Origin of the sequence: Paraplanobispora takensis (genome assembly GCF_016863195.1) — a bacterium.
Classification (GTDB): domain Bacteria; phylum Actinomycetota; class Actinomycetes; order Streptosporangiales; family Streptosporangiaceae; genus Planobispora; species Planobispora takensis.
This window is the reverse complement of sequence record NZ_BOOK01000008.1, coordinates 31,185-49,998: the sequence shown is the minus strand read 5'-3', so window position 1 is coordinate 49,998 and position 18,814 is coordinate 31,185. Positions and strand designations below refer to the sequence as shown.

16 protein-coding genes and 4 tRNA genes are annotated in these 18,814 nt (G+C 72.1%); 13 read left to right on the top strand and 7 right to left on the bottom strand.

Annotated elements, in window-relative coordinates:
• Positions 1-10 precede the first annotated feature (10 nt).
• Positions 11-1,492: an Nramp family divalent metal transporter gene (locus Pta02_RS06980; protein WP_203873862.1), complete on the bottom strand. Its 1,482-nt coding sequence runs from the start codon at positions 1,490-1,492 to the stop codon at positions 11-13.
• Positions 1,493-1,693: 201 nt separating this feature from the next.
• Here Pta02_RS06980 and Pta02_RS06975 point away from each other — a divergent pair.
• The 9 genes from Pta02_RS06975 to pcp all read left to right on the top strand — a co-directional run bounded on the left by Pta02_RS06975 (position 1,694) and on the right by pcp (position 7,646).
• A tRNA-Gly gene (locus Pta02_RS06975) sits at positions 1,694-1,765 on the top strand.
• A 24-nt stretch (positions 1,766-1,789) separates the two neighbouring features.
• Positions 1,790-1,860 (top strand) — tRNA-Cys (locus tag Pta02_RS06970).
• 76 nt (positions 1,861-1,936) lie between these two features.
• Positions 1,937-2,008 (top strand) — tRNA-Gly (locus Pta02_RS06965).
• A gap of 14 nt (positions 2,009-2,022) precedes the next feature.
• A tRNA-Val gene (locus tag Pta02_RS06960) sits at positions 2,023-2,097 on the top strand.
• 161 nt (positions 2,098-2,258) lie between these two features.
• Positions 2,259-2,975 carry a nuclease-related domain-containing protein gene (locus tag Pta02_RS06955; RefSeq protein ID WP_203873861.1) on the top strand — a complete coding sequence of 239 codons (717 nt, stop codon included), beginning with the start codon at positions 2,259-2,261 and terminating at the stop codon, positions 2,973-2,975.
• Between the two features lie 140 nt (positions 2,976-3,115).
• Positions 3,116-3,985: a hypothetical protein gene (locus Pta02_RS06950; RefSeq protein ID WP_239129767.1), complete on the top strand. Its 870-nt coding sequence runs from the start codon at positions 3,116-3,118 to the stop codon at positions 3,983-3,985.
• Positions 3,986-4,040: 55 nt separating this feature from the next.
• Positions 4,041-4,934, top strand: coding sequence for a hypothetical protein (locus Pta02_RS06945; protein ID WP_239129764.1), 894 nt, complete (start codon positions 4,041-4,043; stop codon positions 4,932-4,934).
• A gap of 129 nt (positions 4,935-5,063) precedes the next feature.
• Positions 5,064-6,971 (top strand): endonuclease/exonuclease/phosphatase family protein, encoded by a 1,908-nt coding sequence (locus tag Pta02_RS06940; protein WP_203873860.1) that lies wholly within the window; start codon positions 5,064-5,066, stop codon positions 6,969-6,971.
• A 33-nt stretch (positions 6,972-7,004) separates the two neighbouring features.
• Positions 7,005-7,646 carry a pyroglutamyl-peptidase I gene (gene pcp / locus Pta02_RS06935; RefSeq protein WP_203873859.1) on the top strand — a complete coding sequence of 214 codons (642 nt, stop codon included), beginning with the start codon at positions 7,005-7,007 and terminating at the stop codon, positions 7,644-7,646.
• Between the two features lie 67 nt (positions 7,647-7,713).
• On the opposite strand, the gene Pta02_RS06930 is transcribed toward pcp, so the two are convergent.
• Entirely contained in the window at positions 7,714-8,751 is a 1,038-nt protein-coding gene (locus Pta02_RS06930; RefSeq protein ID WP_203873858.1) for a hypothetical protein, read from the bottom strand.
• 106 nt (positions 8,752-8,857) lie between these two features.
• A complete protein-coding gene (locus Pta02_RS06925) occupies positions 8,858-10,282 on the bottom strand; it encodes a glutamate-cysteine ligase family protein (RefSeq protein ID WP_203873857.1) in 1,425 nt (474 codons plus the stop codon).
• 197 nt (positions 10,283-10,479) lie between these two features.
• Here Pta02_RS06925 and Pta02_RS06920 point away from each other — a divergent pair, with 197 nt between their 5' ends.
• Complete coding sequence (locus tag Pta02_RS06920; RefSeq protein WP_203873856.1) at positions 10,480-11,367, top strand: hypothetical protein; 888 nt, start codon at positions 10,480-10,482, stop codon at positions 11,365-11,367.
• Positions 11,368-11,464: 97 nt separating this feature from the next.
• Here the strand turns inward: Pta02_RS06920 and Pta02_RS06915 are convergent, their stop codons facing one another.
• Positions 11,465-12,172, bottom strand: coding sequence for an SDR family oxidoreductase (locus Pta02_RS06915; protein WP_203873855.1), 708 nt, complete (start codon positions 12,170-12,172; stop codon positions 11,465-11,467).
• A 102-nt stretch (positions 12,173-12,274) separates the two neighbouring features.
• Between Pta02_RS06915 and Pta02_RS06910 the strand changes: the two genes are divergently transcribed.
• The gene (locus Pta02_RS06910) at positions 12,275-13,105 is read left to right on the top strand and encodes a helix-turn-helix transcriptional regulator (RefSeq protein WP_203873854.1); all 831 of its coding nucleotides are present in this window, start codon (positions 12,275-12,277) and stop codon (positions 13,103-13,105) included.
• A 24-nt stretch (positions 13,106-13,129) separates the two neighbouring features.
• On the opposite strand, the gene Pta02_RS06905 is transcribed toward Pta02_RS06910, so the two are convergent.
• Complete coding sequence (locus Pta02_RS06905) at positions 13,130-13,645, bottom strand: carboxymuconolactone decarboxylase family protein (RefSeq protein WP_239129761.1); 516 nt, start codon at positions 13,643-13,645, stop codon at positions 13,130-13,132.
• Positions 13,646-13,676: 31 nt separating this feature from the next.
• Here Pta02_RS06905 and Pta02_RS06900 point away from each other — a divergent pair, with 31 nt between their 5' ends.
• On the top strand, positions 13,677-14,438 hold the full coding sequence (locus Pta02_RS06900) for an SDR family NAD(P)-dependent oxidoreductase (protein ID WP_203873853.1): 762 nt from the start codon (positions 13,677-13,679) through the stop codon (positions 14,436-14,438).
• Between the two features lie 54 nt (positions 14,439-14,492).
• On the opposite strand, the gene Pta02_RS06895 is transcribed toward Pta02_RS06900, so the two are convergent.
• On the bottom strand, positions 14,493-15,593 hold the full coding sequence (locus tag Pta02_RS06895; RefSeq protein WP_203873852.1) for a class I SAM-dependent methyltransferase: 1,101 nt from the start codon (positions 15,591-15,593) through the stop codon (positions 14,493-14,495).
• A gap of 230 nt (positions 15,594-15,823) precedes the next feature.
• Here Pta02_RS06895 and Pta02_RS06890 point away from each other — a divergent pair, with 230 nt between their 5' ends.
• Positions 15,824-17,758 carry a S9 family peptidase gene (locus Pta02_RS06890; protein ID WP_203873851.1) on the top strand — a complete coding sequence of 645 codons (1,935 nt, stop codon included), beginning with the start codon at positions 15,824-15,826 and terminating at the stop codon, positions 17,756-17,758.
• A 49-nt stretch (positions 17,759-17,807) separates the two neighbouring features.
• On the opposite strand, the gene Pta02_RS06885 is transcribed toward Pta02_RS06890, so the two are convergent.
• A complete protein-coding gene (locus Pta02_RS06885; RefSeq protein ID WP_203873850.1) occupies positions 17,808-18,746 on the bottom strand; it encodes an MBL fold metallo-hydrolase in 939 nt (312 codons plus the stop codon).
• Positions 18,747-18,814 lie beyond the last annotated feature (68 nt).

Here is an 18,814-nt window from a genome sequence, read left to right as displayed (position 1 = left end):
GGGGACCCGGTCAGAAGGTCAGCAGCGGGTCCCCCACGAAGTCGGCGATGAAGTTGACGAAGAAGAACCCGAAGAACAGGAAGTTGAGGACCAGGATCACGTAGTGCCACCAGCGCGGGCGGGCGGCGCGGGGCAGCCGGCTGTTGAGGTACATCAGCAGGAAGGGATAGATCAGCGCGCCCAGGTTGGACATGTTCGCCGACCACTGGACCAGGCTGACCGGCAGCGCCTGGAAGATGATGATGCTGATGATCACCAGCAGCACGATCATGAAGGGGTAGTAGAACCGGCGCGGGTCGCCCTCGATCAGGGCGCGCAGCCGGGGACTGGTGGCGTGGGCGGCATCGGTGGTCACCCGGACCATCGCCTCGAAGATGCCGAGTTGGGTGGAGAACAGGATCAGCACGCCCAGCACCAGGGCGACGTAGAACAGGAACGGGCCGTACTCGGCGCGCAGCACGCCCGCCACGAAGGTCGGGACGTCGGCCTGGGTGGGCCGCCGGCCGGACATCTCGACCGCCTGGGCCATCAGGATCGTGGGCAGCAGCATGCCCAGCATGGCGCCGGCGAAGAACACGCCCCACATGTCGATCAGCAGCAGCCGGTACCAGCGCTTCCACAGCGCCGCGTTCCGCTCGTCCTCGGGGAAGGTGACGCCGCTGGCCAGCAGTTCCCGGCGCTCGCCGCGCAGGCCGGCGATGAACCCGGCCCGGTGGCCCATGCCGTACCCCTTGTCCCGATAGTGACCCATGACGTACCAGTTGAGGCCGGAGGCCAGGGCGGTGAACCCGGCCAGCGCGCCGATCTGGGTCGCGGTGATCCCGGCGGGCGGCGCGGCGGGGGTGACGAAGCCGCGGATCGCCTCCCACCACTGGCTGAAGGGGACGACGAACAGGTCGATGAGGAGCAGGCCGAGGAGGATCGTGCTGACCATGACCCAGTTCGCCAGCTCCAGCGCCCGGCTGATGCGCCGGGCGGAGGCGGTGATGAGGAAGACGAGCACGAGCAGCGCGACGGCCCACCATTCGGGCTCCGTCGACTCGGCGGGCGGCACCACGCCGTGGACGAGCGCGTAGACGCCCTGCCCGGCGGCGCTCGCCCAGCCGCCCGCGATGAAGGCGAAGATGATGATGAAGACGGAGATCGGCACCCAGAACAGATAGCCGGGCGGCACCCGGCCCCAGCCGACGACGGGCACCTCCCCCGTGGCGATCACGTAGCGCGAGCACTCGACGTTGTAGAAGGTCTGCAGGATCGCGGAGACGAGGATCACCCAGCCGACGCCCACGAACCCGTACTGCCCGACCGCCTGGGGACCGAGCAGCCACTCCCCGCTGCCGATGGAGATCCCCAGGGCGATCAGGCTGGGCCCGACCGCGAACTTGAAGAGCTCCTTCGCTCCGAGCCTGCCTACCCCGAAGACCTCCTCGGGCTCGGGGAGGTGGGTGACGACCAGGGCGGGGCGGCTGACTCCGAGCTGACGTTCCGTCACTCCCGGCGGATTTTCGGTCACGAGGCGCCTCCCAGATTCCGGCCGTCCCCCCTCACCCACCCCGAGCGTGCGCCCCTCCCCGGCGCGGATCAAGGCCCAATTGACGGGCCGTTCCGCACGACCGGCCCCCCGATGCGCGCACGCACCTCCGAAAAGGCGCTAGAGTTTCTCCGTGCCCCGGGCGAATTCACCGGGAAACACGCGGAAGTGGCTCAGTGGTAGAGCATCACCTTGCCAAGGTGAGGGTCGCGGGTTCGAATCCCGTCTTCCGCTCGGCGGATCCCTCGGGATCCGGCTGGTGGAGTGGCCGAGAGGCGAGGCAACGGCCTGCAAAGCCGTGTACACGGGTTCAAATCCCGTCTCCACCTCAGCTCACGGACATCGGAGCCTGCGGGATCCGGTAAAGTGAAGCACGACTGCGAAGGGGCGACCCGGAGCAGGCACGCGGAAGTGGCTCAGTGGTAGAGCATCACCTTGCCAAGGTGAGGGTCGCGGGTTCGAATCCCGTCTTCCGCTCTGGTCTCACCCGAGGACGATTAGCTCAGCGGGAGAGCGCTTCCCTGACACGGAAGAGGTCACTGGTTCAATCCCAGTATCGTCCACCACCCGGCCGGTCCCCCGGTCCGCCGAAAGCCCCGGTCCACGACCGGGGCTTTCGCCGTTCCTCCACCCCGCCGTTCCTCCACCCCGCCGGTCACCCACAGTGTTCGGTGTGTCACGATACCGAATCAATGAATGCGTGTCGTCGGCGGAGGGGGAGCCGGGGATGGACGGTCCGGCGGTGTGCGGTGCCCCGCTTGTGGCGCGGCGCCGGGTGGTGCGCGGCTTCGTACGCGAGCGGGATCTGGTGCCGCGGGGGGCGGCCGTCGCCCTCGTCTCCGCCGTGGCGGCGTGGACGTGGAACTGGCGCGCGGGCGTGACCGCCGCCGCCCTGGCCGTACTGGCCGACCTGCTGTACCACCGGCGCGTCCGGCCGCGGGACGCCGCCTCGCCCGGGGAGCGGGCCACCGCGCGGATACTGCGCTCCCTGCAGCGGCGCGGCTACGTGGTCCTGCACGACCGGGCGCTGCCGGGCGCCGAGGACAACCTCGACCACCTGATCGTCGGCCCGACCGGCGTCTACGTCGTGGACTCCGGGAGCTGGCACCGGCGCGCCCGGGTCGCCAGCAGCAAGGGCCGGCTGTGGATCGGGCGCTCCCCCGCCGACGACCACGTGCGCGCCGCGGCGTCCGGGGCGCGGGCGGTCGCCGACATGCTGGGGTACGGCCACGGCCGGCCGGTGGAGGTCACCCCGCTGGTGGCGGTGCACGGGACGCGGCTGTCCCGCGGGTGCTCGTTCATGGCCTCGAAGGTCATGCTGATGCGCGCGGCCCGGGTGCCGGGCTGGATCGCCCACCGGCCCGTGCGGCTGGACGCCGGTGAGGTCGCGGCCCTGGGCGCGGTCGCCGAGCGCCTGCTCCCGCCGTACGGCGGCCGCGGCTGAGCGAAGAAGAAGGGACGAAGAGGGGATGGAGTGTCCCCGCAGGCGTCACGCATACCCCATCACGATGCACCATGGAAGGACGCATCACCTGAAACCGGGGTGATGGATATGCTTTCGGCTTCGGCGAAGGGGGCTAGACCGTGCTGCGTGTGGTGGTCGATCCGGAAGTGCCCGCCGAGGTGGCCAACCTCATGCGCCGGAACGGACCGCTGCTCTCCAGGTTCCACAACGGCTGGGACCCCGAGGCGGGCACGGGGATCCCCGGTGCCGTCATGGGGTTCTTCGGGGCGACGACCGCGCTGGCGCTGGGGACCGTGATCGCGGTGGGCGGGGCCGCCTATCCCCTGCTCTTCCTGATGCTGGTGGAGCTGTTCGTCCTCATGGTCGTGTACTTCGCCAGGAAGCCCCTGCCCGCCGACTCCATAGAGCGCGTGCTGTTGCGCCACTCGCGCCGGTGGAAGGGCCGCTTCCTGGTGCTGGAGGACTTCGACCATCCGTCGAGGGAACTGCTCGGCCGGGTCCAGCGGGCCATCGACCGCATCCTGCGTTCCCGGATCAACGCCATGGGCCTGCTGGACAGCGTGCGCAACTCGGTGATGCTCCCCGCCGAGGAGTGGGAGATCGCCCGGCTGCTGGCCAAGCTGTCGGCCCTGCGCGCCAGGCACCGCGACCTCGCCAGGAGCGGCAGGACCCCGGAGGTGGTCGCGGCGATGGAGCCGCTGGAGCGGGCCCTGGCCGCCAGCGAGGCCGCCGTCGTCGCCCGGGTGGAGGCCCTGGAGCGCTACGCCCGCCACGTCGAGGAGGCCGAGCGCGCGCTGGCGTCCCAGCACCAGCTGGAGGCCCTGCGCTCCCACCTGCCGGAGTACGAGCAGCTCCTGGCCGAGGCCGGCGCCGGCAGGCTGATGGCTCCGGAGATCGGGTACCTGGCGCAGGACGCCGACCGGCTGCAGCAGGCGCTGCGCGACAGCGTGCGCTCGGCACACGAAGCGTTCCGCTATCTCGATGGATAGCCGAAAATATAAGCTTTCTTGACTACGGTATAACCGGAGGAGGGGGAGCCACCAGGTGCAGTATGTGGTTGTCGATCCGGAAGTGCCCGCGGACGTCGCCGACCTGTTCCGCCGGCACGGGCCCCTGCTGTCCCGCATCCGCGCAGGCTGGACCCCCGAACCGCAACCTGTGACCCCCAAGCTCGCGACCCGGCTCCTGCAGGCCGGCGGAGCGGCCGCCGCGCTCTTCCTGCTGGGCGTCGTCCTGCTCGCCGACGGCGGGCACATCCTCATGTTCGTCACCGCCCTCCTGATCTTCGTCGCCTTCGTCGGCCATCTCGCCGCCAAGGAGCCGATGGAGACCGACCCCGAGGAGCACGACGTCTACCGTCACGCCCGCTGGTACGAGGGCCGCTTCCTGCTGGCGGAGGACTTCGACTACCCCGCCGAGCTGCTGCGCGAGCGCACCCGGCAGGCGGTCGAGTACGTCCTGTCCTCCGGGGTCCACATCAGCGGGATGCTCGACGGCGTGCGCAACTCGGTGATGCTGCCGGCGCAGGAGTGGGAGATCTCCCGGCTGCTGGCCAAGCTGTCGGCCCTGCGCGGCGAGCACCGCCGCCTGGTCACCGAGGGCGACAGCCCCGAGGTGGTCGCGGCGATGCAGCCGCTGGAGCGGGCCCTGGCCGCCAGCGAGGCCGCCGTCGTCGCCCGGGTGGAGGCCCTGGAGCGCTACGCCCGCCACGTCGAGGAGGCCGAGCGCGCGCTGCGCGCCCACGAGCAGATCGAGGTGCTCAGGTCCCGGCTGCCGAAGTACGAGCAGCTCCTGGCCGAGACGGGCGCCGACGCGCTGGCCGTGCCGCAGATCGACAATCTGGCCCAGGACGCGGGGCGGCTCGAACAGGCGCTGCGCGACAGCGTGCGCTCGGCGCACGAGGCGTTCCGCTATCTCGACGGCCCCGCCCAGGCCTGATCCTCACCGTCTCCCGCCCCGGGCCCCGCCGCGGTCCGCTCGGGCCGATTCGCGGGTACGGCTCCGGCGATCTCTCTTGCCGGGACGCCCCAAGGAAGCGAGGATGGCTCATATTCCTTGGAGGTGGGCATGCGGATCCGCCCGGACGTCGCCCTGGGCGTGCTCGTTCTGACCGACGTGCTGCGCGTCTTCCTGCCGTCGCTGATCACACTCTTCGGCCGGGCCGGCAGCACGCCCGCCGAGATGATGGGCCTGTACGCCCTGTCGTGGTTCGTGGCGGCCTTCCTCGCGGTGCCGCTGGCCCGGCTGGTCCCGGCCCCGCGGATCGCGCTGGGCGCCGGGGCGCTGCTGCTGGCCGCCCGGGCCGTGCTGCAGCTGACCGACGGCGGTGACGCGCAGCTGTACACGGCCAGCGCCGGCGTGCTGGCCGGGCTGGTCTGGCTGGTCGCCGTGGCCATGACCGCCGCGGACGCCCGGCCCGCGCTGTCCGGGGTGGCCGCGGGGCTCGTGCTCTCCACCGTGGTCCACTCCGCCCTCGACGGCATCGACCTGATGTGGCGCCCCGGAGGGCTGCCGCGATCGCTGGTGACAGCCGAGCTCGCACTGTTCGCGATCTTCCTGGTGCGCGCCCGGCACACGGAGCGCCCGGTGAAGGTGGGCGGCGCGCAACACCCGGCGGAACTCCGGGAGAGGGCGGGCGCTCCGCGCTCCTGGCTGCTGGTCGGACCGGCGCTGCTGCTGTGGGGCCTGTACACCGGCAACGCCGCCTACGCCCAGTCCACGGCGGGAGCCCCCGCCTGGGTGGCGGCCATCGTGGCGGGGTTCGCGGTGCTGTCGCTGCGGCCCGCCGTACTCCCCTGGCGGTCGCACCCGCTGCTGCCCGGCGCGGTCCTGACCGCCTCCGCCGTGGCGTTCGCCTTCCTGCACCCGGTGATCGGCGGGATCCACGGGGTCTCCCCGTCATGGCTGATCGCCGCCCAGGTGCTCGGCCAGCTGGCGCTGGTCGCCTGCCTCGCCTACGCCGCGGCCTCCTCCCCGCCCGCCGGGGCCGACCGGCCGGCCCGGCGCGGCCTGGCCGCCGCCGGGGGCATGCTGGTCTTCGTCGTGCTCACCTTCGCCTACTACGCCGCCTACGACCTCTACCTGCCCAACGACTGGGTGCCGATCGCCGCGGCGCTGCTGGTGACCGCCGTGAGCGCGACCGGGGGCGTGCGCCGCCTGGAGCCGGTCCCCCGGCCGCGGCTGCCCGTGACCGCGGCGGGCGCCGTGGCCGCCGCCGCGCTGGTGGCCGCCGTGCCGCTCTGGCAGGGCCCGGTCCCCGCCTGGCAGCCGCCCGGTGAGGGCCTGCGGGTCGCGGCCTACAACATCCGGATGGGGTACGGCGAGCCGGGCCGGCTCTCTCTCGGGCAGCAGGCCGACACCCTCAGGCAGCTGAGGCCGCACGTGGTCGTGCTCAGCGAGGCCGACCGGGGCTGGCTGCTCAACGGCGCCCACGACGACGTACGGCTCATCGCCGAGCGGCTCGGCATGCGTTTGGTCTGGGCCCCGGCCGCCGACGAGGTGTGGGGCGACGCCGTGCTGACGAACCTGCCGATCACCTCGGTCCGCAACCACGTGCTCGTCCAGGGCGGGCCCACCGGCGCGCAGGCGGTCGAGGTCGGGGTGCGGTGGCGGGGACGGGAGATCACCGTGATCGGCACCCACCTGCAGCCGCCGCCCGGCTGGCGCGAGCTCGACCAGGTGGAGCAACTGGCGGGGATCGTCCGGCGGGCCGCGGCCTCCCGGCCGGTGGTCGTCGCCGGCGACCTCAACATCGAGCCGTCGGACCCCGCCTGGGAAGTGCTGATGGGCGCCGGGCTGACCGACCCCATCGCCCCGGTCAGGCCGTTCAACACGATCCCCTCCCCCGGCCGCTCGGTGGAGCAGATCGACCACGTGCTGGTCACGCCGGGATTCACCGGCGCGGACCACGCCAACCCGAACGTCCAGCACTCCGACCACCGCCCCGTCGCCGTCACGCTTATGCCCGATAAGTAAGGTTCGTCCTATGACGAACCAAGGGGAGCGGCGATGAGGGCACTGCTCACCGGCTTCGAGCCGTTCGACGGCGCGACCGTCAACCCGTCCTGGGAGGCCGTCCGGCTCGTGGCGCAGGCGCCGCCGGTGCAGCTGACGGTGCACGCCGTACAGCTGCCGTGCGTCTTCGGCGAGGCGACGGAGCGCCTGCGCGAGGCGATCCTGGAGCACGAGCCCGAGGTGGTCGTGTGCGTCGGGCAGGCGGGCGGCCGGCACGCCGTCACGGTCGAGCGCGTCGCGATCAACCTGGACGACGCCCGCATCCCGGACAACGCGGGCAACCAGCCGATCGACCAGCCGATCGTCCCCGGCGGCCCGTCCGCCTACTTCGCCACGCTCCCGGTGAAGGCGTGCGTGGCCGCCGCCAGGAAGGCGGGGATCCCGGCGAGCGTGTCGCACACCGCGGGGACGTTCGTGTGCAACCACGTCTTCTACGGCCTCATGCACCTGATCGCCACGGAGTTCCCCGAGCTCCGCGGCGGGTTCGTGCACGTGCCCTACGCCCCGCAGCAGGTGCTGGACCACGGCGAGCCGTCGATGCCGGTGCAGCTGGTCGCCGAGGCGCTGACCGCGATCGTGACGGCCGCGGTCCTGCTCCACGACGACCTGCGCCTGGTCGGGGGCGCCATCCACTGAGCGCCGCCGGGCTCTGCGGAGGCACAGGTCTGCGGGTCTGCGGGGTCACGGGTCTGCGCCCGCGGGTCTACAGGGGGACGCCGTAGACCACGCGGCGCCCGGGGAACTCGCTCACGCTCCACACCTGTTCGCGCACGCGGGTGAGGTCCTCGGGGCCGACCGGGTACGGCCGCCGGGTCACGGCGTCGCCGGCCACCACCAGTGTGCCGTTGCCCCTCGATCCGGCGGTCTGGCTCAGATACCAGGTGCGGCCGTGGGAGAGGGCGCCCTGGATCTTGAGCACGGGCATGGCGTAGGCGTCGGCGGCCGCGGCGACGCCCTCGCCGTCGGCCGCCAGGGTGCCGTCGGCCGCCAGCCGCCAGCGCGCCACCCGCCCGACCCCGGTCGGGTCGTCGACGTACTCCCCGGAGACCAGCAGGTCGGGCTCGGCCGTACGGTCGACGGAGGCGAAGGAGAAGCGGGCGGTGCCGGTCGTCGTGTTCCAGGAACCGGTCTGCGGCATCACGTAGCGGTAGCCGAAGGCGTTGTACACCCCGTCGCGCCTGCCGATGGCGGCGCCGTCCTCGCCGTTCACCTCGTAGATGTGCCGGACGTCGAAGACCCGCAGCCCCCGCGCGGTGTCGGCGACGTAGAGCAGGTCCCCGTACCAGGCCACGCCTCCGGCGTGGATGTTGATCGGGACGATGTTCCCGTCCGGGCGGACGTCCACGAGCAGGACGTGCCGGTAGCGCAGCGTCGCGGTGTTCATGAAGGACAGGCGGACCCCCCGTTCGGCGGCGCCCACGGGCTTGAAGTACCAGCTCACCACGAACACGCCGCCGGACACGCCCGCGTCGGCGGCGCTGGTCAGCCCCTGCGGGTACCAGTCGGTGACGGCGTTGTCGGCGGCGTCGAAGGTGTACCAGTCGGCCGGGCGGGGCCTCATCGAGCCGAACGCCCCCGTCCCCTCCGCGCCCTTCCTGACGGTGACCCGGTTGGCCTTGGCCAGCACGGTGCTCAGCGGCACGCGGTCGAGCTCGCGCTCCAGCACGGCGATCCCGGGAGGCGGGCCCCCGCCCCTCCTGAGCTGGAACGGCCCCGCAGGCACGGCCTTCATACCACTCATGGAACTCCTTCCCCGTTTTCACCAGTCTGGCGGATCATGGTGTGGAGTTCATGAGTATGCCGTGATCGTCTCCTTTCCGATCAGCGGGACCGATCACCGGGGCCGATCACCGGGGCCAGGTGTGCACCGGCTCCCCGCTCAGCGCCAGCTCCCTGTAGCGCGTCACCATCCGGGCCGCGTCGCCGTCCGTCGCGGCCAGCGTCTCCCGCTGCCAGATCGACCCGGTACGGCGCCGCGTCACCCGCTCCCGGATGATCCCCAGCATCCGCTCGGACTCCCCGGGGTCCACCCCGACCCGGTCGAGACCGGCCCGGGCCACCGGGAGCAGCTCCAGCGCCAGCTCGGCGGCTGGCCTGTCCTCCTGCAGGCCCGGCCAGCACAGCGAGGCGTCCAGGCCGTCGATCGCCGCCCGGTAGAAGTTGCGGTAGGCGGAGGAGAACGGGAACTCCTCGACCGGCTCGACGGCCAGGGCCGAGGTGAGGCCGAGCAGGAAGGCGGAGTTGGCCACCATGTCGGCGGCGGTCGGCCCGGCGGGCAGCGCCCGCATCTCCACGCGCAGGTGACCCCCGTCCGCCGGATCGTAGACCGGCCGGTTCCACTGCCAGACCGTGCCCTGGTGGAGCCGGAGCTCGGCCAGGGCCGGCGCCCGCCCGTCCTCCCCCGGGTCCTCGGAGGTCATCGGCAGGATCGGCTCGTAGTCGCGCACGCACGCCGCGAACAGGTCCTCGGCGCTCTCCACCCAGCCCGACCCGAAGGCCACCCGCCGGTCCCTGCGCCCGAGCCGCTCCAGGTCGCGGTCGTCGGCCGACTCCTCGAACAGCGCGATCCTGGTCTCCTCCCACAACCGCCTGCCCATGAACGTCGGGGAGTTGCCGCTGACCGCGAGGACCGGCCCGGTGGCCAGCTGGGCGGCGTTGTAGACGCGGGCGAAGTCGCCGGGGGCCGTGCGCAGGTGGACCTGCCAGGAGGTGTTGGCGCTCTCCAGGATCACGCCCTTGACCTCCAGCTCCAGCTTCTCCGCCCCGTGGATGCGCACCCGGTACGGCTCGACCCGCAGCCGCCGCATGCCCCGGCTCAACGCCCGGTAGCGGCTCTCGTCGCTCATCGTCTCGTGGCTGAAGTCCAGCTCGCTGAGCGTGGGCAGGATGCCGATGGCCACCACCTGGCCGCCCTCGGCCGCCGCCGCGGCGTCCACCTTGGCGATGACCTCGTGCACCTCCCGCTCCATGGCGGTGAAGGGCCTGCCCGCCAGCGGCAGAGGGGTCAGGTTGGCCTCCAGGTTGAACCGGCCGAGCTCGAGAGTGAGCCGGTCGTCGCCGGCGACGTCGCACACCTCCCGGTTGCGCGGGAGCGGGTGCCCGTCGGGAGTGGTGAGGAACAGCTCCACCTCGGCCCCGATCGTCGCAGGCCCCGTCCCGAACCCGGGCCGGGCCAGCAGCTCGTGAAGCTCGGTGAGCTGTTCCCCCAGCCGCTCCCCGAAACGGGCGAACTCCGCCTCGGAGTAACGATCCTTGTCGACCTGCTGGCCCATCACACCATCCGTTCAATCGGTCACGGCCCTCCCTCCCCGTCTTCCCCGATGCCGCCGTCTAATCGGCACGAGACGTAAATCACCCCTGCATAGGCCGTGATGAGAGGACCGGGACCGTAATGAACCGGCCGGTGGCCAGGCGGGGAAGGGCGTTGTTCACTGAAGCCCGGGTCGCCGCGACGACGAGGAGGTCGGCAATGGCCGTCGAGAACGCTTGGTACGACAGGAACAACCCGGACACCAGCAGACTGGCGAAGGCGTTCTTCGAGGAGGTCGACAGGGCGACCCAGAATGCCTACCTGCACGCCGTCTCCGTACCGAGTCTCGGGCCGCTGACCGGCCTGAACGGCTACACCCGCAGGTGGGGCGAGATGTGGGCCGAGTTCCTGCAGGGCAAGCCCGTCATGTGCATGGCCGCCTGCTTCGGCTACGTGATCGAGACGTTCGTCAGCGACCAGCGGTCGGGTTTCGCCCACAGAGTGCCCGACGGATACACCGTCACCCCGCAGATCACTCATGGCGGCACCCGGCCGGACCTGGTGCTCGCGGAGAAGAGCGGCAGGGAGATCGCCTGGGTGGACCTGACCGCGTCCCAGAGCGTGGACCACATCTTCGCCAAGGCCAACTGGCCGGGCCAGATCTCGATCTTCGCTGAGGTCACCTACCCGTCGCTCGACTCCCAGGCCCTCACGCTCATGCGGCAGAACAAGGACAACAAGGGAACCCTGAACCAGCAGGATTTCGACCAGCGGATGAAGGAGGCCGCCGAGACCTACGAACGTCTCAGGAGGGAGTGGCTGTCGATCGGAGAGATCATGAGCCTCAAGTTCCTGAGAGACGAGATCGGCCGTCCTCTCGCAGATCAGAGACTCGACCCGGGCATCCGCCAGAACCACATCGCCGAGGAGCTCCGGTGGTACTTCAACCTGCCCTCGGCGCCCGACATGAAGCTGGTGCCCAGCATCCTGACCGCGCTGGGAGTGCAACCGGCGTCGTGGGGCTTCACCACCGGGTTCCCCGTGAGTCAGCGGGCCGGTGAGACCTGGCTGATCGACAACGCTCCCCAGCTGCTGAAGCAGGGCTGAGCCCTCCGCCCGGGGCGGCAGGGCCCGCCGCGACGGCACGGACCGGGACGGCCGGCGAAGGCCGGCCGTCCCCGTCCTCACCTCCGGCGGGCACCCGTCACCAGGGGGAGGTGCCGGCGTCCTCGAAGAAGCCGCCGGTCGGGCCGTCGGCGTCCAGCAGCGCCAGCCGTACGGCGACCGCCGCGCCCTGCTCGGGGTCGCGGGGGCCGCTGTGGCCGTTGATGTCGGTCGCGCAGTAGCCGGGGTCGGCGGCGTTGACCTTGACGGCGGTGCCGGCCAGCTCCTTGGCGTAGGACACGGTGATCATGTTCAGCGCCGCCTTGGAGGAGTTGTAGGCCAGGTAGTTGGCGGCCCAGAACTCGTCCTGCGGGTCGGTCATGCGGGTCAGCGAGGCCAGGCCGCTGGAGACGTTGACGATCCGGCCCGCCGCCGAGCGGCGCAGCAGCGGCAGCAGCGCGTTGGTGACGGCGACCACGCCGAAGACGTTGGTCTCGTAGGTGGCGCGCAGCGCGTCCACCGGGGTCGCGCTGGGCGCCGCCGGGTCGTCCTCCGAGACCATGATCCCGGCGTTGTTGACGAGGACGTCGAGCACGCCGTACTCCTCCTCGATCCACTTGGCGGCGGAGGCGACGGACTCGGCGGAGGTCACGTCGAGCTGGACGGACCGGACCTCGAGCTCCCCGGCCGCCCGCTGCCCGCGCCCGGCGTCCCTGGCCCCGATCAGAACGGTCGCGCCCTTCTCGGCGAGGAGCCTGGCGGTCTGGTATCCGATGCCCTTGTTGGCACCCGTGATGAGAGCGATCATGCGTCCCACCGTGCCGGGGGTCCGGCCGGAGCGGGAGAGACCCGGGGAGGCTGGGATCGGCGGTACCACCCACGGCGGCCCGCGAGCGGCCATGCTGGAGGCATGAACCGCAGCGAGCTCGCCGAGTTCCTCCGCAACCGCCGCGCCCGCCTGACCCCGCGCGAGGCCGGGCTGCCCGAGGCCGGGCCCCGGCGCACCCCGGGTCTGCGCCGCCAGGAGGTGGCCCAGCTCGCGGGCATGTCGATCGACTACTACATCCGGCTGGAGCAGGCCCGCGGTCCCCGCCCGTCCCGTCAGGTGCTGGGCGCGCTGGCCCGCGCGCTGATGCTGACCGGCGACGAGCGCGCGCACCTGTTCCACCTGGCCGGGGAGGCCCCGGCGCCCGGCGGCGGACCGTCCCGGGAGGTGCCGGCGGGGGTGCTGAACCTGCTGCAGTCGCTGGGGGACACGCCCGCCTACGTGCTCGACGCCAAGTACGACGTCCTCGCCTGGAACCGGCTGGCGGGCATGCTGCACAGCCTGGACGACGCCGCCCCGCAGGACCTCAACATGATCCGCGGGATCTTCGGCTCCTCCGACCTGCGCATGGGATTGTGCGAGCCGGCGCGGGGCGGCTTCGCCCGGGTCGCGGTCGCCGACCTGCGCGCCGCCGCCGCGCGCTATCCCGGCGACCCGTCGATCGGCGAGCTGGTGACGGAGATGCTGGCCGCCAGCCCGGAGTTCGGGCGGATGTGGGCGGCGCACGACGTGGAGGTCCAGCGCGACCGGCGCAAGCAGATGCACCACCCGCTGATCGGCATGATCGAGGTGTGGTGCCAGGTGCTGCACGTCCCCGACCTGGACCAGCGGGTGGTGCTGTACACCACCGACCCGGGCTCCCCGTCCCACGACGCGCTGCGGATGCTCAGGATGCTGCAGGACGCGCCGCGCTGACCCTGACCGGCGGGAACGGCGGGGTCACGGGGCCGGGCCCGGCTCCTCCAGGGGCACGCGCAGGGTGTTCAGGACGACGGCGAGCATGTCGTAGTGGGCCACGAGCATGACGAGCTCGATCCGGCCGGGCTCGTCGTAGCGGGCGCACAACGCCTCCCAGGTGGCGTCGGCGAGGTCGCCGCGCGCGTGGAGCTCGTCGGCGACGTCGAGGACCAGCCGGTCGGCGGGGCTCCACTCCCCCCTCGTCCGGACGGCCTCGATCTCGGCGTCGGTCAGGCCCGCCTCGCGCGCCAGCCGTACGTGCTGGGCCCACTCATAGGCGCTGCCGCGGTGGTGCGCGGTGCGCAGGATCGCCAGCTCGCGGTCCCTGGCGGACAGCGTGCCGTACAGCAGCGCGGCGCCGAAGCCGATCCACGCCTGGAACAGGGCGGGATGGCGGGCCAGGGTGGTGAAGACGTGGTAGGGCCCGGTCCCCTCGACCACGCGGGTGAGGAACGGGTCCCACTGCTCGGGCGGCAGCGGCTCGACTCGGGGATTCACGGACCAGAGGTTACTTACTACGATCACCGTTGTGAACGATCGCTTGGTAGGTAAACGTGTGCTCGTCGTGGGCGCGGGGACCCGCCCCTCCTCCGAGCCGGACGCGCCGCCCGGCAACGGCAGAGCGATCGCGGTCGAGGCCGCGAGGCAGGGCGCCGCGGTGGTCTGCGCCGACGTGGACGACAAGTCGGCCGCCGAGACCGCCGAGTGGATCACCCGCGAGGGCGGGCGGGCCGAGGTGGTCGCCGTGGACCTCGCCGACGGCGACGCCTGCGAGGCGCTGGCCGGCCGGGTGGGCGCCGTGGACGGGATCGTGCTCAACGCCGCGATCGGCGCCGGGCTCGCCCTGGCCGGGACCGGCGCGGACGACTGGGACCGGGTGTTCGCGGTCAACCTGCGCGGCCACTTCCTGATCTGCAAGGGCGCGCTGCCGCTGCTCCAGGCGGGCGCGTCGATCGTCTTCATCGGCTCGGTGGCCGGGCTGCGCCCCGGCAGCCTGATCCCGGCCTACGACGCCTCCAAGGCGGGACTGGTCGGGCTGGCCAAGCATGTCGCGCTGGAGGGCGCGGGCCTGGGGATCAGGGCCAACCTGGTCGCCCCCGGCCTGATCGACACGCCCCTCGGACGGGACGCGGCCAAGCTCTGGGAGCACCGGGACCGGGTGATGATCCCGATGGGCCGCCAGGGCACCGCCTGGGAGGTGGCGAGCGTGGTCACCTTCCTGCTGTCGGCCGAGGCGGGCTACGTCACCGGCCAGGTCCTGGCGGTGGACGGCGGTCTCACGCTGCTGTGACCCGGCGGTCCCGGTCTGCCGGATCACAGTGGCGTGAGACCCGGCGGACCCGGATCAGCCGACGGGCTCGGACACGCCGGTCAGGCGGCGGACCTTCATGCCCCCGCCCCACTTCTCGATCGCCTCCTCGTCGGCGAAGGCCAGTGCGCGCAGCATGTTCCCGCCGTCGGCGAGCTCGACGTTGCGGCGCAGCCGCCGCCGCATCGTCTCGGGCAGCCTGGTGGTGCCCGCCTCCACCGTGTCGCCGTAGAAGGGCGCGAAGGCCACTCCGGCGAACCCGGTACGGCGCAGCAGCGCCGGCATCGTCTCGGCCGAGTAGAACATCAGGTGGTTCCTGGTGAACCCGTTCCACTTGCTGCCGTAGGCCTTGAGCTGCAGGGAGGCGGCGTTGACCGTCAGGATCAGCAGCACCCCGCCCGGTCCCAGCAGGCCGCGGAAGGTGCGGAAGTCCTGGATCGGCCGGGGCAGGTGGGCCAGCACCGACCAGAGGGTGATCACGTCGAAGCCGCCCCCGGCGATCTCCGGCACGTCCTCGGGGACGCCGTAGTAGGCCCGGGCCCGGGTGAGCCGCCGGTTGGCCTCGGCCACCGAGTCGGGCGACAGGTCGATGCCGACCGCGTCGAACCCCCGCTGCTCGGCCAGTTCCAGGAACAGCCCCGACCCGCACCCGAAGTCCAGCAGCCGGCGGTCCCCGTCGCCGTCGTGCCCCTGGTCGAAGACCGGGCTGAAGGCGTCCATGGTCAGCCGGTAGCGGCGCTGGCGGCCGGCCGCGTAGTTCCCGGTCAGGAAGCCGCTGTAGTTCTTGGCGTACAGGTCGCCCAGGCGCTCGGGCCGGATGTTCGGGTTGCGGTACAGGAAGCCGCACGCCGGGCAGCGCACCACCCGGTAGCTCCAGCTGATCTTCTTGCCCTTGCCCCCGGTGGGCCGGAACAGCGGCTGCTGGCGGGTGTCACCGCACAGGTGACAGGTGATGAACTCCTCGATCTCCCCCAGCTCCATCTGCTTCTGAAATTCCTCCAGGGTGATGACCCGGGTCCGGCGCAGTCTCATGCGCCACTGCATCTCGCGGGCGAGGCGCTCGCCCGGGCGGACGTAGATCCGCTGCCCCCAGGGCACGCGATCGTAGCGGGAGCCGTACACAACGCGGGAAATCACTCTTTTGGCAGAGACCACGGAATGTCCATTCACCGGCTTTTCTCCCAACGTGTCATGACTTCACTGATCGCTCAACCGTTACCCGGCATCCGATATGCGCAGCCCCAAGCCCCGACCCACCACTCTTCAGATGACCGTCACGGAGGGGTAAGACCCTCCGCAGGGGGATGTGAAATATGGCGTTCGACAACCAGTGACCGGTTCGTCCCCCAGTGGTAGCGTCCCAGGTCATGCGCCCAGAAGACCTCGCTCTACTGCACGTCCCCGGCACCGTCGCCCTGCACGGCGACCTTCTCCTGACCGACGTCTCACACCCCGACCTGGAAACCGACTCCTACCGTGGCGGCCTGTGGCGGATCCCGCACGACGGCCCGCCCGTGCGCTTCACCCACGGCGACCACGACACCGAGCCGCGGATCTCCCCCGACGGCGCCTGGGTGGCCTTCCTGCGGGCGAGCGCGGGCGGCCGGCCGCAACTGCACGTGATGCCGACCGGCGGGGGCGAGGCCCGCGCGGTCACCGACCTGCCGCTCGGGGCGGGCGCCCCGGCGTGGGCTCCCGACTCCCGGCGCATCGCCTTCGTGGCCCGGTGCCCCGAACCCGGCCGCTACGGCACCGAGGAGGGAGTGCGGGCCGCGGCCGAGGCGCCGCGCCGGATCACCCGCTTCCGCTACCGCTATGACAACATCGGCTTCACCCAGGACCGGCCGGCGGTCCTGTACGTGATCAACGTGCTGGCCGACATCCCCCAGCCGGTACGGCTGACCGACGGGCGCTGCGGCGTCGAGGACCCCTTCTGGCACGAGGAGCACGTGCTGGTCTCCGCCCCGCGCGACCTCGATCCCGACAGCCTGCACAGCGACCTGTACGCGGTCCCGGCGATCGGCGGAGACCCCGTCCCGGTGGTCCGCAGCGCCGGCTCCGCCTCCTGCCCGGTCGCGCTGCCCGGCGGTGAGGTGCTCTACCTCGGCACGGAGTTCACCGGCGTCCACAGCGTGGCCCGCAACACCGGCCTATACCGCGCGCCCCTGCGGATCGGCGGTGAGCCCGCGACCGGGACGCGGCTGACCGAGGAGGAGTCGGTCGACTGCGAGGCGCTGACGCCCGTGCCCGTCGAGGACGGGATCCTGGTGGCGGTGCGCACGCGCGGCGCGATCGAGGTGCGCCTGGTGCGCTCCGGCTCGCTGCACGCGCCCCTGGAGAAACTGCCCGTCGTGCTCGGCGAGCGGGCCAACGTCAAGGCGTTCGCCGCCGGCGCCGGGCGCACCGTCGCGACGCTCTCCACCCCCGAGCACCCCGGCCAGGTCGTCGAGGCCGTCCCGGCCGGCGAGGACCCGGGCCCGGACGCCGCGCCGTGGGGCCGGGTGCTGGCCGACTTCTGCGGCCCGCTGGCCGGGACCCGCCCGCTGCGGGAGATCAACGGCGTCTCCCGCGACGGCTACCCGGTGCACGGCTGGCTGGCCGTACCCGAGGGCGAGGGACCCCACCCCGTCCTGCTCAACGTCCACGGCGGACCGTTCCACCACCACGGGTGGGGCTTCCTCGACGAGACCCAGGTCTACACCGCCGCCGGGTACGCGGTGGTCCTGCCCAACCCGCGCGGCTCGGCCGGGTACGGCCAGGCGCACGGCCAGGCCGTGGTGGGCGCGCTCGGCACCGTGGACGCCGACGACGTGCTCGCGCTGCTGGACACGGCGCTGGCCGAGCCCGAGTGCGACCCGGAGCGGGTGGGCGTCATGGGCGGCTCCTACGGCGGGTTCATGACCAGCTGGCTGTCGGCCCACCACGGGTCGCGCTTCAAGGCCGCCTGGAGCGAGCGCGCGGTCAACGCCTGGGACTCCTTCGTCGGCTCCTCCGACATCGGCTGGTACTTCGCCGAGGCCTACTGCGGTCCGGGCGCCGAGGCCCAGCGGGCGATGAGCCCGCTCTACCACGCCGACCGGATCACCCTGCCGTTCGCGGTGGTGCACTCGGAGGAGGACTGGCGCTGCCCGGTCGAGCAGGCCCAGCGCATGTTCGTCGCCCTGCGCAAGAACGGCGTCCCGGCCGAGTTCCTGCTGTTCCCCGGGGAGGGCCACGAGCTCACCCGCAGCGGACGGCCCAGGCACCGCCTGCAGCGCTTCGAGGCGGTCCTGGAGTGGTGGTCGCGTCACCTCGCCCCGTGACCGGGCGCGCCCGGCGGGCGCCTGACCGGCGCCCGCCGGGCCGTGTGCCTCAGGCCAGGCAGGTCAGCGGCTTGCCGCCGTTGAACTCGATCATCTCCAGGACCGCGGTAACCACGTCGATCGGCTCTCCGGGAGCCCGGCCGTCGAGGTCGGCGTAGGCCCGGTGCAGGTTGCCGACGATGCGCTCGGGGTCGCGCATCTCGCCGTACTCCCCCAGGTCGGTCTCGCGCGCCGTCTCCAGCGGCGAGAGACCGGCCTTGCGGCCGCGCTCGGCGGTCTCCAGCACGAACCGCAGATAGCCGCGGACCTGGTCGATGGCGCCCGGCCCGCAGACCCCGCCGTGCCCCGGCACGATCGTCCGGGGGTCCAGCGCCTCCAGGTCGTCGAGCACCCGCAGCGCGCCCCGCACCGAGCCCATCAGGACGAACGGCGTGCTCTCGTTGAAGACCAGGTCACCGGAGAACAGCACCCTGCGCTCCGGGATCCACACGATCGAGTCGTTGGTGGTGTGCGCGGCGACGCCCACGTGCCGGACCTCGCAGCGCAGCTCGTCGGAGTAGAGCGTGACCCCGTCGGTGTAGGTGAGGAAGGGCGGATCCGTCCTGAGGTTCCCCCATTCGACGGGCGTCCAGGCCACGGTGAGGTATTCCGAGACCCCCTCCTCGATGACCCGCTCGCGGGTCTTCTCGTGCCCCACGATGGTCGCCTCGGGGAAGGCGAAGTTGCCGAAGGTGTGGTCACCGTGGTGATGGGTGTTGACCAGCGTGGTGACCGGCCGGTCGGTGACCGACCCGATCGCCTCGCGGTAGGCCAGGGTGCGCCGCTCGGTGGCGCAGGAGTCGATGCTGATCACACCGCGCCGCCCGGCGAGGAAGCCGGTGTTGTTGATCCACCAGCTTCCGTCGGGCTGGATGTAGGCGTACACGCCGTCGGAGACCTCCTCGACGCGGGCCGGAGGCAGGGCGTGGTCGTGCCGCGATGAACTCATGAACCGAATTGTCCGCCACGGTCCGGCTCCGGTCACGGAGATCGCGATGTTCGCCGGAGCAGGTCGGC

What these genes read in the sequence shown, in the direction of transcription:
- Pta02_RS06940 (WP_203873860.1), top strand. Translation starts at nt 5,064, where the DNA reads ATGCGGATCCGCCCGGACGTCGCCCTGGGCGTGCTCGTTCTGACCGAC.
- Pta02_RS06930 (WP_203873858.1), bottom strand. Translation starts at nt 8,751, where the DNA reads ATGAGTGGTATGAAGGCCGTGCCTGCGGGGCCGTTCCAGCTCAGGAGG.
- Pta02_RS06910 (WP_203873854.1), top strand. Translation starts at nt 12,275, where the DNA reads ATGAACCGCAGCGAGCTCGCCGAGTTCCTCCGCAACCGCCGCGCCCGC.
- Pta02_RS06890 (WP_203873851.1), top strand. Translation starts at nt 15,824, where the DNA reads ATGCGCCCAGAAGACCTCGCTCTACTGCACGTCCCCGGCACCGTCGCC.
- Pta02_RS06920 (WP_203873856.1), top strand. Translation starts at nt 10,480, where the DNA reads ATGGCCGTCGAGAACGCTTGGTACGACAGGAACAACCCGGACACCAGC.
- Pta02_RS06885 (WP_203873850.1), bottom strand. Translation starts at nt 18,746, where the DNA reads ATGAGTTCATCGCGGCACGACCACGCCCTGCCTCCGGCCCGCGTCGAG.
- pcp (WP_203873859.1), top strand. Translation starts at nt 7,005, where the DNA reads ATGAGGGCACTGCTCACCGGCTTCGAGCCGTTCGACGGCGCGACCGTC.
- Pta02_RS06915 (WP_203873855.1), bottom strand. Translation starts at nt 12,172, where the DNA reads ATGATCGCTCTCATCACGGGTGCCAACAAGGGCATCGGATACCAGACC.
- Pta02_RS06955 (WP_203873861.1), top strand. Translation starts at nt 2,259, where the DNA reads ATGGACGGTCCGGCGGTGTGCGGTGCCCCGCTTGTGGCGCGGCGCCGG.
- Pta02_RS06925 (WP_203873857.1), bottom strand. Translation starts at nt 10,282, where the DNA reads ATGGGCCAGCAGGTCGACAAGGATCGTTACTCCGAGGCGGAGTTCGCC.